Origin of the sequence: Streptomyces olivochromogenes, from assembly GCF_001514115.1 — a bacterium.
In the GTDB taxonomy this organism is placed as follows: domain Bacteria; phylum Actinomycetota; class Actinomycetes; order Streptomycetales; family Streptomycetaceae; genus Streptomyces; species Streptomyces olivochromogenes.
The window spans coordinates 428,481-443,755 of the sequence record NZ_KQ948457.1; the positions used below are offsets into that span (position 1 = coordinate 428,481).

Consider the following 15,275-nt stretch of genomic DNA (forward strand, 5'->3'; position numbering starts at 1 on the left):
GATGCGAACTGAGCGCACTCGGCATGGCACCCTTAGAGCTGCGAATGAGGCAATCACGGACACGGGTTCGACAAGGAGCGGTCACAGTGCAGCGCTGGCGTGGCTTGGAGGACATCCCCGAGGACTGGGGGCGCAGCGTCGTCACCATCGGTTCCTACGACGGGGTGCACCGCGGACACCAGCTGATCATCAAGCATGCCGTGGACCGCGCCCGTGAGCTGGGCGTTCCCTCCGTCGTGGTGACCTTCGACCCGCACCCGAGCGAGGTCGTGCGCCCCGGCAGCCACCCCCCGCTGCTCGCCCCGCACCACCGCCGCGCCGAGTTGTGCGCCGATCTGGGTGTGGACGCGCTGCTCATCCTCCCCTTCACCACCGAGTTCTCGAAGCTGTCGCCCGCCGACTTCGTGGCCAAGGTCCTCGTCGACAAGCTGCACGCCAAGGCCGTCGTCGAGGGCCCGAACTTCCGTTTCGGCCACAAGGCAGCCGGCAATGTCGACTTCCTGCGTGAGCAGGGCGAGACGTACGACTTCGACGTCGAGGTGGTGGAGCTGTACGTGAGCGGTTCCGCCGGGGGCGGCCAGCCGTTCTCCTCGACCCTGACCCGGCGGCTGGTCGCCGAGGGCGATGTCGAGGGCGCGCGCGAGATCCTGGGCCGCCCGCACCGCGTCGAGGGGATCGTCGTTCGCGGCGCCCAGCGCGGCCGCGAGCTCGGCTTCCCCACCGCCAACGTCGAGACCCTCCCGCACACCGCGATCCCCGCCGACGGCGTCTACGCCGGCTGGCTGCACGTCGAGGGCGAGGCGATGCCCGCCGCGATCTCCGTCGGCACGAACCCGCAGTTCGACGGCACAGAGCGCACGGTGGAGGCGTACGCCATCGACCGCGTCGGCCTCGACCTGTACGGCCTGCACGTCGCCGTCGACTTCCTCGCCTACGTCCGCGGCATGGCCAAGTTCGACTCCATCGAGGCGCTGCTGGAAGCCATCGCCGACGACGTGAAGCGCTCGCGCGAGCTGATCGAGGCGTACGACGGGGAGTGACTCGTCGTACGGGGCAGGGGCGCCGGTGCTCTCAAAGGCACCGGGCGCCCCTTTTCACGTACTGAGCGTCCAGCGTCGCGCCGCCTGCTTCACGTACTGAGCGTCCAGCGTCGCGCCGCCTGCTTCACGTACTGAGTGCCCGTCCCGCGCCGCCCGCTTCACGTACCGAGCCGTGCCCAGTGGCACGCCACCTGTGCCTCGCCGCCGCCGTTCAGTACCTCCAGGTCCTCGCCCCGGCACGCGTCCGCGACGCCCGCCCGCTCGGCCTCTCCGCTCGCCAGGATCTGACAGCGCGCGTGGAAGCGGCAGCCGGCGGGGATGCGGGAGGGGTCCGGGGGTTCGCCGGTGAGGACCACCGGCTCGCCCGGAGCCTCCGGGAGGACGGACAACAGGGCCTGGGTGTACGGATGCCGGGGCGCGGTCAGGACCTGCTCCACCTCGCCGGTCTCCACGATCCGGCCCAGGTACATCACCGCGACCCGGTCGGCGATGTTCCACGCCAGCCCCAGGTCGTGGGTCACCACCAGGGCGGACAGGCCGAGTTCGGTGCGCAGCCGCAGGAGCAGGGCGAGGATCTCGCCGCGTACCGACGCGTCGAGGGAGGCCACCGGCTCGTCGGCGACGATGAGTTCGGGCTCCAGGACCAGCGCGCCCGCGATGACGACGCGCTGGCGCTGGCCGCCGGACAGCTCGTGCGGGTAGCGCAGGAAGAAGCGCTCCGGCGGGCGCAGACCGGCCCGGGAGAGGGCTTCGGCGACCGCCGCCCGCTCGTCGCCGCCGTACCTGTGGATGCGCAGCCCCTCGGCCACCGCGTCGTACACCGTGTGCCGGGGGTTGAGCGAGCCGCTGGGATCCTGCAGGACCAGCTGGACGCGCTTGCGGTAGGCCTTGAGGGCGCGTGCGGAGTAGTCGAGCGGCGCCCCGTCGAAGGTCACGCGGCCGTCGGTCGGCGGGACCAGACCGAGCAGGGAGCGGGCCAGCGTCGTCTTGCCGCAGCCCGACTCGCCGACCAGGGCGACGATCTCGCCGGGGCGGATGGCGAGGTCGACCCCGTCGACGGCACGCGCGCGGGCGGCGCCGTGACGTCCGGGGAAGGCGATGTGCAGACCCTCGGCCCGGAGCAGGGGAGCCGCGGTCACGGGGGTCGAGGTCACAGGGGTGGTGGTCATGGGGCGCTGCTCCTGGCTTCTTCCGCCGGGGTGCCCGGCTCGTGGACGGTCGCGCCGGCGTGCACACAGGCGGCCCACCGCCCCGCACCCGCCTCCCGCAGTGCCTGATCCTCGGTGGCACAGCTGTCCAGCGCCACCGCGCAGCGGGGGTGGAACGTACAGCCGGACGGCAGCGCCGACGGGTCCGGTGGATCGCCCGGCAGCCCGCGCGGCGCGAACCGCGAGGCGGCGTCGCCGATGCGCGGGAACGCCGCCGACAGCGCCTTGCCGTACGGGTGCCGGGCCGCCTCGTACACCTGCCGGGCCGGGCCCTCCTCGACGACACGGCCCGCGTACATCACCGCGAGCCGGTCGCAGGTGTCGGCGAGGACGGCGAGGTCGTGGCTGATCATGATCAGGCCCAACTCCTGCTCGGCGACGAGCTGTTCGATCAGGCGCAGGATCTGGGCCTGGATCATCACGTCGAGGGCCGTGGTCGGTTCGTCGGCGATGACGAGCCGGGGGTCGCAGGCCAGGGCCATGGCGATCATGACGCGCTGACGCTGGCCGCCGGACAGCTCGTGCGGGTAGGCGTTCGCTCGGGCGGCGGGCAGACCCACGTGCTCCAGCAGTTCGCCGGTCTTCTTCTTCGCGCCCGCCGGGGTCGCCTTCTTGTGGAGCAGGATCGGCTCGGCGATCTGGTCGCCGATGCGGTGCACGGCGTTGAGGGAGTGCATCGCGCCCTGGAAGACGATCGAGGCGCCCGCCCAGCGCACCGCCCGCACCCGCCCCCACTTCATCGTCAGCACGTCCTCGCCGCCGAGCAGGATCTCCCCGCTCGTACGGGTGCCCGTGGGCAGCAGTCGCAGCAGCGCGAGCGCCAGCGTGGACTTGCCGCAGCCGGACTCGCCCGCGATACCGAGCTTCTGGCCCGCGTCGAGGGAGAGGTCCACGCCGCGCACGGCGGCCGCCCCGCCCGCGTACGTCACCTCGAGGTTCCTGACCTCCAGCAGAGGCCGCTTCGTCGGAGTGCTCATCGGGTCACCCCCAGCTTGGGGTTGAGGACCGACTCGACCGCGCGTCCGCACAGCGTGAACGCCAGCGCCACCACCGCGATCGCGACCCCCGGCGGCACCAGGTACCACCACTTGCCCGCGCTGACCGCGCCCGCCTCCCGCGCGTCCTGGAGCAGGCCGCCCCAGGACACGACCGTCGGATCGCCGAGCCCGAGGAAGGCGAGGGTCGCCTCGGCGAGGATCGCGGAGGAGATGATCAGGGTGGTCTGCGCCAGCACCAGCGGCATCACATTGGGCAGCACGTGCCGGGACATGATGTGCCAGTGCCCGCCCCCGAGCGCCTTCGCCCGCTCGATGTAGGGCCGTGACTCCACGGCGAGGGTCTGCGCCCGCACCAGACGGGCCGTCGTCGGCCAGGTGGTGACACCGATCGCCAGGATGATCGTGCCGATCGAACGGGACATCACGGTCATCAGCGCGATCGCGAGCACCAGCGTCGGCATCACCAGGAACCAGTCCGTGATCCGCATGATCACGGTCGCGTACCAGCCGCGGAAGTGGCCCGCGGTGATCCCGATGAGCGCGCCGATCGCGACGGAGAGCACGGCCGCGAGCAGCCCGACGAGCAGCGAGACCCGGGCACCCCACACCACGAGTCCGAGCAGATTGCGCCCGAACTGGTCGGTGCCGAGCGGGAATCGGGCGCTGGGGCTCTCCATCGGGCCGCCCGGCGCGCCGGTCACGCTCTGCACGTCGGAGCCGACGGTCAGCGGCGCGGTCAGGGCGATCAGCGCGAAGAGGGAGAGGGCGGCCAGTCCGAAGACGCCCGCCCGGTGGGTGCGGTACTGCCGCCAGAAGCGGACGGCGGAGTGGCGGCGGCGCTGCCAGGCGAGGGTGCGCGGGCCGACTGTGGCCACCTGCGGGGTTGCTTCGGTCGTCATCGGCCCGTCCGACTCGGTCGTGGTCATCGGCCCACCCGTGGGTCCAGCAGCGGATAGATCAGATCGGCCAGGGTGTTCATCACGATCACCGCCGAGGCGAAGACGAAGAACAGCCCCTGGACCAGCGGCAGATCGGGCACGCTCAGCGCCTGGTAGAAGAGCCCGCCCAGGCCCGGCCAGGAGAAGACGGTCTCGACGAGGATCACTCCCGCGACCGTCCGGCCCAGGTTGATGAAGATGAGGGTGACGGTCGGCAGCAGCGCGTTCGGCACGGCATGCCGACGGCGGACGAGATCGTCCCGAAGGCCCTTCGCGCGCGCCGTCGTCAGATAGTCGCTGCCCATCTCGTCGAGCAGCGCCGAGCGCGTGACCAGCAGGGTCTGCCCGTATTCGACGGCGACCAGCGTCACCACCGGCAGGATCAGATGGTGGGCGACGTCGAGGACGTACGCGAAGCCCTCCTTGCCCCCCGACTCCATGCCGCCGGTCGGGAACAGGCCCGGGATCGGCCCCATGCCCACCGAGAAGACGATGATGAGCAGCAGACCGAGCCAGAAGGACGGGATCGAGTACAGCGTCAGGGCCAGACCGGTGTTGAGGCGGTCGCTCGTGCCGCCGGCCCGCCAGGCGGAGCGGGTGCCGAGGAAGATGCCGAGCGCGGTGTACAGGACGAACGCCGTGCCGGTGAGCAGGAGGGTGTTCGGCAGCGCTTCGGAGATCTTGTCGATGACGGGGGCCCGGAACTGGTACGAGGTGCCCAGGTCGCCGGTGAGGGCCTTGCCGCAGTAGTCGGTGAACTGCTGCCACAGCGGCAGGTCGAGCCCGAACTCCTCGCGGTAGTGGGCGAGTTGTCCGGCAGAGACCTGGCGGCCGCCCGTCATGTACTTCACCGGATCGCCGGGGATGAGCCGGAAGAGGAAGAAGCTGGTGACGAGGACGGCCAGCAGCGAGACGGCCGCGCCGCCCAACTTGCCCGCCACATACCGCAGATACGCGGTGGTGGTGCGCGCCCGTGGCCCGCGGACCGACGGCCCGGCCTGGGCCGGACCGTCGGTCGCCTCGACCAGCGAGGGTGTTGCCTCAGCGGTCATGAACTACTCATTCGCTCGTACGTTCATGGGGTGCCCGTGGATGTCGGGAGACGGGTGTCGGGGCGGGGAACGGGGGACGGCGGACGGGGAGGGCTACTCGCGGTCCTCGGCCGTGGCGCGGCGTCGCATCGCGAAGAACGCCCCGACGCCCACGAGAGCGACGACGCCCGCGACGATGCCGATGATGACGCCCGTCGAGCTCGAACCGTCGGAGGACGCACCGGAGGCGTCGGCCGGAACCGCCGACCACCAGCTCCAGTAACCGTCCTGGCCGTAGATGTTGCCCGCGGCCTTGGGCATCGTCTCGATGGACTTGATCTGGTCGGTGCGGTAGGCCTCGACCGCGTTCGGGTACGCCATGACGTTCATGTACCCGGTGTCGTAGAGCCGCGACTCCATCTGCTTGACGAGGTCCGCCCGCTTGGCGGTGTCGTACTCGGCGAGCTGCTGGTCGTACAGCTCGTCGTACTTCTTGTCGCAGATGAAGTTGTCCGTCGCGCCCGTGTCCTTGGGAGTGGCGGGCAGCGCCCCGCAGGTGTGGATGGACAGCACGAAGTCCGGGTCCGGGTTGACGGACCAGCCGTCGAAGGCCAGGTCGTACTTGCCGGCCAGCCAGGGGTCGGTCACGTTGTCGAGGCAGTTGAGCGTGACGCCGATGCCGAGCTTGCCGAACCACTCCTTCACGTACTGCCCGACCGCCTTGTCGTTCGGGTCGGTGGCGTGACAGAGGATCCGGTAGTCGATCGGCTTGCCGTTCTTCTCGACGCGCTTGCCGTCGGCGTTCTTCTTGTAGCCCGCCGCGTCGAGGAGCTGTGCCGCCTTGGCCGGGTCGTACGCGAGCTCCTGGCTCGCCGACGGCTTCCAGTGATACGTGGAGAAGCGCGGCGGGATGTATCCCGCGCCCTCGACGGCGTGGCCCTGGAAGACCTTGTCGATGAGGGTCTTCCGGTCGATCGCCATGAAGAGCGCCTGGCGCACCTTCTGGTTCAGCAGCGACTCGGCGCCGTCACCGAAGTGCTTGCCGTCCTTGGCCTGGGCGCCGGGGTTGGTGGCGAGGGCGTAGAAGCGACGGCCCGGAGCGTCGTTGACCTTGATGTTCGGTTCGCCCTTGAGGGACGCCGCCTGGGCGGGGGTCAGCGCGGGGGAGCCCGCGACGAAGGAGACCTCGCCCTTGCGCAGGGCGGCCACCGCGGCGTCCTGGTCCTTGAAGTACTTGAAGACCAGCTCGTCGAACTTGGGGGCGCCGCGCCAGAAGGTCTTGTTCGGCTTCAGCCGCACATAGCTGTCGGCCTTGTAGGCGGTCAGGACGAACGGCCCGTTGCCGACGATCGGGAAGCTCTGGTCGTTGTTGAACTTCGAGAAGTCCTTGACCTTCTCCCAGATGTGCTGGGGGACGATCGGCACATCGAGCGCGCCCATCGTGGCCTGCGGCTTCTTCAGCTCGATGACGAGCTGGGTGGGGCTCGGGGCGGTGACCTTCCTGAAGTTGGTGACGAAGCTGCCGTTGGCGGTGGCCGCGCCCTGGTCCGTCATCATCTTGTTGAACGTCCACGCCGCGTCCTGGGCGGTGGCCTGCTGTCCGTCCGACCACTTGGAGTTCGAGCGGATCGTGTAGGTCCAGGTGAGCTTGTCGGCGGACGGCTCCCACTTGGTGGCAAGGCCCGGGACGGTGTGGTTGTCCGCGGGGTCGTAGTTGGTCAGGTACTCGTACATGAGCCGGTGGATGCTCGTACTGAGCAGGCGCGAGGCCAGGAAGGGGCTCAGCGAGTCGACGCTCTGCGCGACCGCGACGGTGAGGACCTTCTTGCCCTCCTTCTTGCTCTCCGTGGCCTGCTGGCTCCCCTTGGCCTGAGCCTGCTGCGGGGCCGGGTTGAGCGGTGTCGCGAGACCCGCGGTCAGGGTGAGCGCGGCGGCGCCTGCGGCGGCGAGGAGCCGGAGGCGCAGACGTCCTCTGTTGGGCTGATCGTGTCTGTTCATGGGTCGGTGACCTCGCGTCATCGCTCGCACGGGGATGGCTGGTTGACCTACTGGATCAGGGTGATCGGGGGACGCCGGCGGGATTGATGTGTGTGTCTATCAGCGGCGGTCTCGGCGCGTCAACGGCGCGTGGACCCCGTGTGGCCTGCGGAAATAACGAGTTGGCGCGTATTTTTCGCTCATTGGTTCAGACCGGTGAAGCCCTCCTGGCCAGGGGGTGACGCCCTGTTTCGTGCCTGGACACGCGAAGGCCCGCACCCTGGGGGAAGGGTGCGGGCCTCGGCGAGAAACGGTGCCCCTGAAGGGCCCGATCGGGTTACTGATGTCTGGTTACTGCTGTGGGGGTGCGGGCGGGGGAGGAGTCTGCGGGGGCTGGCCCTGGTACGGCGGATAGGGCTGACCCATCTGACCCGGCTGACTGGGCGGCTGGCCGGGGTGGAACTGCTGGCCCGGCTGCGGAGGCTGGGGAGGCCCCGGATAGGGCTGGCCGGGCTGCGGGGGTCCCGCGTACGGCTGGCCCGGCTGCTGAGGATGGGGCTGCTGCCCCGGCATCGGTGCTCCTGGCACGCCCGGCGCGCCCTGGCCCTGCGGGTAGGGGTACTGACCCGGCATCGGCGGGGCGGCCACCGGCGGCGGGTTGCCGTCGTTCGTCCACAGGCCGTGCGACTGCTGGTGACGCACGATGTCCTCGGCGACCATCGCGGACAGGTTGAAGTACGCCTCCCGCACCTTGGGCCGCATCATGTCGAGGTCGACCTCGGCGCCCGCGGCCAGATGCTCGTCGAACGGCACGACCACGACACCGCGGCAGCGCGTCTCGAAGTGGCCGACGATGTCCTCCACCTTGATCATCTTGCCGGTCTCGCGCACCCCGGAGATGACGGTGAGGGACCGCGAGACCAGATCCGCGTACCCGTGCGCCGACAGCCAGTCCAACGTCGTACTGGCACTGCTGGCACCGTCGACGGACGGCGTGGAGATGATGATGAGCTGGTCGGCGAGGTCGAGCACCCCGCGCATGGCGCTGTACAGCAGACCGGTGCCCGAGTCGGTCAGGATGATCGGGTACTGCTTGCCCAGCACGTCTATCGCGCGCCGGTAGTCCTCGTCGTTGAAGGTCGTGGAGACGGCCGGGTCGACGTCGTTGGCGATGATCTCCAGGCCGGAGGCGGCCTGCGAGGTGAACCGCCGGATGTCCATGTACGAGTTCAGGTACGGGATCGCCTGCACGAGGTCGCGGATGGTGGCCCCGGTCTCGCGGCGCACCCGGCGCCCGAGCGTGCCCGCGTCCGGGTTGGCGTCGATCGCCAGGATCTTGTCCTGTCGCTCGGTGGCCAGCGTGGAGCCGAGCGCGGTGGTGGTCGTCGTCTTGCCGACACCGCCCTTGAGGCTGATGACGGCGATCCGGTAGCACGACAGCACCGGCGTCCGGATCAGCTCCAGCTTCCGCTGCCGCTCGGCCTCTTCCTTCTTCCCGCCGAGCTTGAACCGAGAGGAGCCGCCGGTGGGGCGACCGCTCTTGGCCTTCTGCTTCTTGTTGTTGAGCAGCCGGTCGGAGGACAACTCCACCGCGGCCGTGTACCCGAGCGGGGCGGCGGCCGGGTTGGTGGGCTGACGCTGGTCGTGCTGGATGGGCTGCGGCCAGGCGGCTCCGGTACGGGGGTCCACCGGCGGCTGGGGCTGTGCCTGCTGCGCCTGCGGCTGCGGTCCCGGGTGGGGCTGCTGGGGGAAGCCGTAGCCGCCCTGCTGGGGCGCGTTCGGAGCCGGGGGCTGGGGGAAGCCGTAGCCCGACTGCGGGCCGGCGGCCTGCGGTGCGGGGGGCTGGGGCGGGTTGGCCTGCGGTGCGCCGGTCTGTGGCGCGTTGGCCTGCGGCGGGGTCGGCTGGGGAGCGGGCGCGCCCGTCTGCGGGAATCCGTAGCCGCTCTGCTGCGGTCCCCCCTGGGGCGGGACGGGGGCACTTGGCTGCGGGAACCCGTAACCGGTCGGCGGGGCCGGGGGGTTGGGCGCGGAGGGAGCCGGAATCCCGGGGTGCGGGAAGCCGTAACCGTCCTGCGGCGCGGTCGGTGCGGGCGGCGCTGGTACGGAAGCGTCGGCGACCGGAGGGGCCACGGGGCCCGGCGCGGGAGGCGTGCCCTGCGGATGCCAGGCGGCGGGCGCGGGCTGCGGAGCCTGCGGCTGGAACGGCGGCTGCGGCTGGGCGAGCGGCTGTTGCGGCGGGACCATCGGCTGGATCATCGGCTGGGCGGGCGGCGGCCCCGGGTAGGGCTGCTGCTGGGGCTGCTGAGGCTGCTGATGGGGGAAGCCGTAGCCACCCTGCTGGGGCGGCAGGGGCGGCTGTCCCTGCGCGGCGGTCGGCTGCGGCGGCACGGTCGGCTGTCCCTGCGCGACCGAGGGCTGCGGCGGCACGGGTGCCTGTCCCTGCGCGGCCGTCGGTTGCGGCTGCTGAGGAGGCCCGGGCTGCGGTGGCACGACCGGTTGCGGGGAGGGCCACTGGGCCGCCGGGGCCGGGGCGGCGGGCTGGTAGGCGGGCGGCAGGGGCGGCAGTCCGCTCTGCGGCATCGGCGGGGGAGCCCAGGCGGGTGCGGCCGTCTGCGCGTGATGCGGTACGTCGGTCCCGGCGTCCGGCGAGGTGTTCGGCGCGAGGTCCTGGGGCCAGTCGTCGAAGTCATCGGCTTCGTGCGCCGCCGCGTCCTGGGACACGGGGGCCTGGGGAGCGGAGTCCTGAGCCGCGGTCTCCGCCGTCGCGGCGGCAACGGGCCGCTCGCCCTCCACGTCAGTGGCGCCCGCGGCACCCTCGGCGCCCTCGACGTCGCCGTCGGAGTCACCCGCGGGTTCCTTGAAGCCACCATCGGCTGCGGCTGCGGCTGCGGCTGTGGCTGCGGCTGTGACGTCCTCGGAGTCGTCGTCGCCCGCGTCGGCCGGAACCTGCGGTGCCTCGACCTCACCGTGCGGGCCGTCTTCACCACCGGCCGGGTCCGTCACGTCGGCCCCGCCGTCCGTGGACCCCTGCCCTTGTCCCGCTGCGGAGTAGGCGGGGTCGGAGCCGTCGCCCACGGGGCTGTTGTCGGAGTCGTCACCCGCGACGGCGGCGCCGGTGCCGTCGCGCTCGCTCGTGCCCGCGTTCGCGCCTTCCGCCGGCGTGGGCGCTTCGCCGCCTGCCGCGGCCTCACCGGAGGCCTCGGGGGACTGCTGCTCCCCGGCCGGCACGGCGGGCGCGCTCAGCTCGAAGTCACCGCCGGTCGTGTCCTCGCCGTCCGGTCCGTCACCGACCGGCGCGCCCTCGGCGACAGCGGCGTCCCCGGCCGGGCCTGCGGACGTCTCCTCGGCGGCTCGGGCCGCGGCCTCCCGCTCCGCGAACTCACGCTTGAGCGCGGCGGCGGAGAACCGCATGGTCGTGCCGCTCTCGATGTCACCGTTCCCGAGACCCGCCTCGTCGGCCGGTACGACCAGCGGCGTCCAGGCGGGCTGCGGCCCGGACGCGGGCACGGCCGGAGGCACCGGTGCCGCCGACGCGGCGGGCGCGGCCGGAGGAACCGGTGCGGCCGGGTCGAACGACACCGGCGGAGCGGACGGCGCGGGCGGAGCCGGGGGAGGTGGGGTCGGTGAGGCCTGGGCCGAATGGCCCGACGCGTTCTGCGTGTACCAGGCGGGCGGCGCGTAGTCGATGGTGAACTCGCCCGTCGCCTCGACGGCGGACTCCGCGTCGGACTGGTCATCGCCGGGTGTGGCCCAGCCCCCGCGGATCCCGTCCCGATCGCTGTTCACAATTCCTCCTGGTGTGGTCAAGCACCCTCAATGCCGTGCTGACGCGACCGTTCGCTTCGCGTCGGTCATCGCGTCTCTTCGTGCGAGGCGCGGGCGCGTCCGTCGACGGGTGGGTCGAGGGATACGGGCCGCGCCCGGTCCCAGCCTAATCACCACGAGCGCCACGACGGCAGGCCCGTCCGCCCCTCCGCACGGGTCCGCTCCGTCACACCTTGCCCAGAAGCGGAGTACGCACGCATCAAGGGAGTTAACAAAACGGGCAATCGTGGTGAACAAGCCGGGCGCGACAAGGGGGAAATCGTTCCCAAAGGTCCAATTACGGACCGATGTTGAGTCGGCGATGCTCGGGGACGCTCGGTCAGTCCATCCTTCGCGGCGTACCGAACAATCCGGTCTCGGCGTCCGTGGGCTGAGTCATCACGTACTGCCGGTCGCGGTCGGCGCACCAGAGCGTGACCCCGTCGGCGAGCGTGGGCAGGGAGTCCACATCGCCTCGGGGCAGCGCCAACGCCCGCCCTATTTCAGCGGCTTCGTCCGGTGAGACCCGCTGCACGCCGACGAGCCGCGCCTGCCGCAGCAACCGGGGGGCCACCGGGCTGAGATACGGCAACAGCGTCAGCACCGACTGCCAGGGGCCGGAGACCACACGCCCGCGCGGCGGCCGCATCCCGCAGTCGCGCACCACCAGCACCGGGTTGCCTGCCGAGGAGCCCTGGGGCGGAACCCGCCCCACGTCGTGCACGCTCATGCCGTTCTGCCCGCCGCCCATGGCGTGCACCATCTGCATCCAGGCCGGCGCGCGCCCCGTCTCCACGGCCACGCGCGCCCCCGTGGCCGCCGCTCTCAGCGCGAGCACCTGCGCGGTCCAGAGACCGCCGATCAGGACGACGTCGTACGGCGTCGGCCGGTTGAGCCCCAGGACAGCGGGCTGCCCCTCGGCGTCCACCCCGATGACGACCCCGTCGTCCCCGATGGGCAGCGCGAGCGAGTCGACCTGTTCCACGGACAGCGAGTGCCGCCCGTGCCGAGGCCCGAGCAGCCCGAACCCGCTGCGCAGACGTCCACGGCCCGGCTCCGGGACCGAGGCGGGGGAGCCGGCCGATCCGGCCCCCGAGGCTCCACGAACTCCCGGATCCCCCGAAGCCCCGTACGGTCCCGAAGCCCCGAAACCGCCCGAATTCCCGTTCCCGTACGCCCCCGAGGCGGTGGCTCCACCTGTGGTCATGGCCATCAGCGAACACCCCCGAGAGGCAGCGTGGCGAGCACACCGGGCAGCTGCTCGCGATCGAGCCGGGCCAGCCCCGTGCCGGCCTGGCGGGCGGCGTGCTCCAACGAGCGGCGCGCCGCGACCAGTTCGTCGTCGCTGCGGCCGGTCACCCGCATGTGCCCGCACAGCGACACTTCTTGGCGCTCTCCGCGCCGCAGCGTCAGGCTGAAGGTGGTGGCCAGCGCGGGCACGGCCGTGAGCAGCGCGACGAGTTGCGGCAGGGAAGGGCCGCCGCCACCGCCCAGTTGGGGCCAGCGCCGCACCCAGTACGTCGTGTGTCTGCGGTTGTCGCAGCGCCAGCTGCGGCCGGACTCCTCGGTCCGCCGCGCGGGCAGGTCGGTGCGTCCCGCCTCGGCCGTCACCAGAGGGTTGGCACACGCCGAGGTCGCCACCGCGGCCGTCAACTCCTCCTCATTGAGCACCGTGGTACGAAAACCCGCCCCCGTGAGCCGACTCGCGAGGTGGTCCGCGGCGCGCACGACGCACTTCTGCGCGCCGACGAGTCCACCCCCGCGCGCGGCCACCGCCTCCGGGCACAGCTCCGGATCGAGCTTCAACGCGATCCAGGTGATGCGCACGGCGGGTGCCCCGGTCTGCTCCTGGAGCGGCGCGTAGTTGCTGACGGCCACGGACTGCTGTGGCAGGTGCAGCGCGGGCGCGGGCTGCGTGTGCAGCACGATCTGCGCCGACTCCAGATGGATGTCGTCCACGTCCAGCGTGTCCCGCACCAGCCCCAGGGGGAGCGGCTGCCGACTCCGCTCGGCGCGCAGCGCGGTCGCGTCGGCCTCCACCTGAAGGACGGCGGTCACGAACGTACCGTCACCGATCACGCCGACGGGCCGTCGGTCCCGCGCGCTGTACGCGGAGGTCCGCAGGCCCGGGTCGCACTCCACGGCCGGGGCGAGACCGGGCTCCGTCCCGGGCGGTATCGGCGTACTCGCCGCGCGCCGCTGCCTCGCCCGCAACGCCCGTGCCGTGGCGAGCCATTCGGGCAACGAGCGGCCCCGGCGCCGTACGAAGGCGAGCAGGACGAGTGCGACCGCGACGACAGCGGCCGGCATCAGCGCGAACGGACCGACGATCCAGCCGACGAGCAGCGCGGCGGCGGCGATTTCCAACAGAACGATCCGTTGCAACCGGAACGACCCCGACTGCCCGGGACGCACCTTGAGATGCAGCGCCCCCGTCTGTCCCTGCGCCCGCGCGGGCGGCGCGGACCGCTGCGACCGGGATGCCGAGGAGCCCTGCTCCCGCGACCGGTCACGCGACCGGAACCGCGTTCCGGAAGCCATCACTGCATCCCCCCGTTTTCCTCACAACTCATTGGAACAACGCCACCACACAGGGCCCTTGAGGGCCCCGATACCCTACCCGCTCCACAAGACCGATCCCTTACCAGGCATAGTAGGGGGCCGGTCTGACAACGGAGGGCGGGGGACGGTGTACCCCCCAGCGCCGCCAGGCGATACACGGGGAGAAACAGGCACACATGGCATCTCGGCGGGACCAGCTCAACGCCTACACCTTCGCGAAGCGACGCACGCTCGCCTCCTTTCTCCAGCCTTCTCCGGCAGGCTCGGAGGAAGGCGCGCCCAAGCCGCTGAGCGCGCTGGTGCCCGGCGTCGTCGTGGGCGTGGTGATCCTCGCGGTGTTCGGCGGGATCGGCATGTTCAGCCCGACGGCGCCCAAGGGCTGGGCCGAGCCGGGAGCGCACGTCATCGTCGCGAGCAAGTCGACGACGAGGTATGTGGTGTTGAAGACGGGCAAGCAGGCGCAGCTGCACCCGGTTCTCAACATGGCCTCCGCCAAGCTGCTGCTGGACCCCAGCAAGGACAGCGTCATCACCGTCGACGAGAAAATCCTCGACAGTGGCAAGCCCCCGCACGGCGCCACGATCGGCATCCCCTACGCCCCCGACCGCCTGCCCTCTCCCGGCGAGGCCGAGACCGACAAGCACTGGGCGGTCTGCGAGCGCCCCAGTGCCGGTGGGCGGGCCATCCAGAAGGCGGCGTTCGTCTTCGCCAAGAAGGACTGGTCCAAGACCGAGGGCAGCAGCAGGCTCTCCGGAGGGGACTTGATGTACGTCGTCGCCCCCGACGGCAAGACCCAGTACGTCGTGGACGCGCAGGGTACGAGGTACCAGCTGGCCGACCCGGCCGACACGGAGTTGCTCAAGGCCCTCGACACCCAGGGGCGCGCCCCGCAGCGCGTCTCCCAGCAATGGCTCGACACCCTGCACAGGGGCGCCGCGATCTCGATTCCGAAGATCGACGGCACACCGGGGGGCAAGGCAGGCGCGTCCAGCAGCCTCGGGCAGTACGACAAGGTCGGCATGGTCATCAAGGCGTACGACGGCCAGTTGATGCAGTACTACGTGGTGCTGCCCGGCCGCGTGGCCCGTATCTCCGAGTTCACCGCCACGCTGCTGCTCAACAGCGGGGCCCTCGTAGGCGTGGGGCAGGCGGGCGAGGCACAGCAGGTCAGCCCCGGCGCCGTCGTCGACAGCACGACGTTCGAGGCGGAGAAGAACTGGCCGACGCACCAGCCGAAGACGGTGAACGACGGCTCCAGCGCCACCAGCGGCCGCAACACGGTCTGCAACGTCCTGCGCTCGGTCGACGGGAACAAGGGCACGACCGCCCTTTCCGCCTGGGTGGGTACCGACTTCCCCGCGCAGCTGCCCACGGGGTCCTCCAGCGCGTACGTCACCGCCGGCTCCGGCCAGCTCTACCGCCAGTTCCAAGGCACGGAGACGAAGGCGGGCGGCGTGTTCCTGGTCACCGACACCGGTCTGCGTTACGCCCTCCAGTCCAACAGCGACAGTGCCACCAACGACAGTGGCATCGGCACCTCCGCCGAGCAGCGCAAGGAGGAGCTGAACGAGGCCAAGATCGCCCAGACCCACCTCGGCTACGAGAAGGTGGCTCCCGTGCCCATCCCAGCGGAGTGGTCGACGTTCCTGCCGACCGGCCCGCGCCTGTCCGAGGCGGCGGCGCGGCAGCCGCAGGGCTCGTAGCCGCGGGCGGGAGG

10 protein-coding genes are annotated in these 15,275 nt (G+C 71.5%); 2 read left to right on the forward strand and 8 right to left on the reverse strand.

The annotated features are described in order from the left end of the window. The first annotated feature begins 86 nt into the window (after window positions 1-86). The gene (locus AQJ27_RS21835) at window positions 87-1,040 is read left to right on the forward strand and encodes a bifunctional riboflavin kinase/FAD synthetase (RefSeq protein ID WP_067371263.1); all 954 of its coding nucleotides are present in this window, start codon (window positions 87-89) and stop codon (window positions 1,038-1,040) included. Window positions 1,041-1,198: 158 nt separating this feature from the next. Here AQJ27_RS21835 and AQJ27_RS21840 read toward each other — a convergent pair whose 3' ends face one another. From AQJ27_RS21840 to eccE, 8 genes are all read right to left on the reverse strand, one after another. Beyond that, complete coding sequence (locus tag AQJ27_RS21840; RefSeq protein ID WP_067371265.1) at window positions 1,199-2,209, reverse strand: ABC transporter ATP-binding protein; 1,011 nt, start codon at window positions 2,207-2,209, stop codon at window positions 1,199-1,201. Beyond that, the gene (locus AQJ27_RS21845; protein ID WP_067371267.1) at window positions 2,206-3,225 is read right to left on the reverse strand and encodes an ABC transporter ATP-binding protein; all 1,020 of its coding nucleotides are present in this window, start codon (window positions 3,223-3,225) and stop codon (window positions 2,206-2,208) included. The genes AQJ27_RS21840 and AQJ27_RS21845 overlap by 4 nt, the downstream gene beginning before the upstream one ends. Further along, window positions 3,222-4,145, reverse strand: coding sequence for an ABC transporter permease (locus AQJ27_RS21850; protein WP_067371401.1), 924 nt, complete (start codon window positions 4,143-4,145; stop codon window positions 3,222-3,224). The genes AQJ27_RS21845 and AQJ27_RS21850 overlap by 4 nt, the downstream gene beginning before the upstream one ends. 23 nt (window positions 4,146-4,168) lie before the next feature. Next, the gene (locus AQJ27_RS21855) at window positions 4,169-5,236 is read right to left on the reverse strand and encodes an ABC transporter permease (protein ID WP_201264313.1); all 1,068 of its coding nucleotides are present in this window, start codon (window positions 5,234-5,236) and stop codon (window positions 4,169-4,171) included. A 93-nt stretch (window positions 5,237-5,329) separates the two neighbouring features. After that, window positions 5,330-7,213, reverse strand: a complete 1,884-nt coding sequence (locus tag AQJ27_RS21860) for an ABC transporter substrate-binding protein (protein WP_067371269.1) — start codon at window positions 7,211-7,213, stop codon at window positions 5,330-5,332. 330 nt (window positions 7,214-7,543) lie between these two features. Beyond that, entirely contained in the window at window positions 7,544-10,978 is a 3,435-nt protein-coding gene (locus AQJ27_RS21865) for an SCO5717 family growth-regulating ATPase (RefSeq protein WP_067371271.1), read from the reverse strand. Window positions 10,979-11,336: 358 nt separating this feature from the next. Beyond that, window positions 11,337-12,203 carry a hypothetical protein gene (locus AQJ27_RS21870; protein ID WP_425275218.1) on the reverse strand — a complete coding sequence of 289 codons (867 nt, stop codon included), beginning with the start codon at window positions 12,201-12,203 and terminating at the stop codon, window positions 11,337-11,339. Window positions 12,204-12,208: 5 nt separating this feature from the next. Continuing rightward, complete coding sequence (eccE, locus tag AQJ27_RS21875) at window positions 12,209-13,540, reverse strand: type VII secretion protein EccE (protein WP_096239893.1); 1,332 nt, start codon at window positions 13,538-13,540, stop codon at window positions 12,209-12,211. 194 nt (window positions 13,541-13,734) lie between these two features. Here eccE and eccB point away from each other — a divergent pair, with 194 nt between their 5' ends. Beyond that, on the forward strand, window positions 13,735-15,261 hold the full coding sequence (eccB, locus tag AQJ27_RS21880; protein ID WP_067371275.1) for a type VII secretion protein EccB: 1,527 nt from the start codon (window positions 13,735-13,737) through the stop codon (window positions 15,259-15,261). Window positions 15,262-15,275 lie beyond the last annotated feature (14 nt).

Bases quoted from the DNA above. Each gene is read 5' to 3' on its own strand.
- AQJ27_RS21840 (WP_067371265.1), bottom strand. From the start codon at position 2,209: ATGACCACCACCCCTGTGACCTCGACCCCCGTGACCGCGGCTCCCCTG.
- AQJ27_RS21845 (WP_067371267.1), bottom strand. From the start codon at position 3,225: ATGAGCACTCCGACGAAGCGGCCTCTGCTGGAGGTCAGGAACCTCGAG.
- AQJ27_RS21850 (WP_067371401.1), bottom strand. From the start codon at position 4,145: ATGACGACCGAAGCAACCCCGCAGGTGGCCACAGTCGGCCCGCGCACC.
- AQJ27_RS21855 (WP_201264313.1), bottom strand. From the start codon at position 5,236: ATGACCGCTGAGGCAACACCCTCGCTGGTCGAGGCGACCGACGGTCCG.
- AQJ27_RS21860 (WP_067371269.1), bottom strand. From the start codon at position 7,213: ATGAACAGACACGATCAGCCCAACAGAGGACGTCTGCGCCTCCGGCTC.
- AQJ27_RS21870 (WP_425275218.1), bottom strand. From the start codon at position 12,203: ATGACCACAGGTGGAGCCACCGCCTCGGGGGCGTACGGGAACGGGAAT.
- eccB (WP_067371275.1), top strand. From the start codon at position 13,735: ATGGCATCTCGGCGGGACCAGCTCAACGCCTACACCTTCGCGAAGCGA.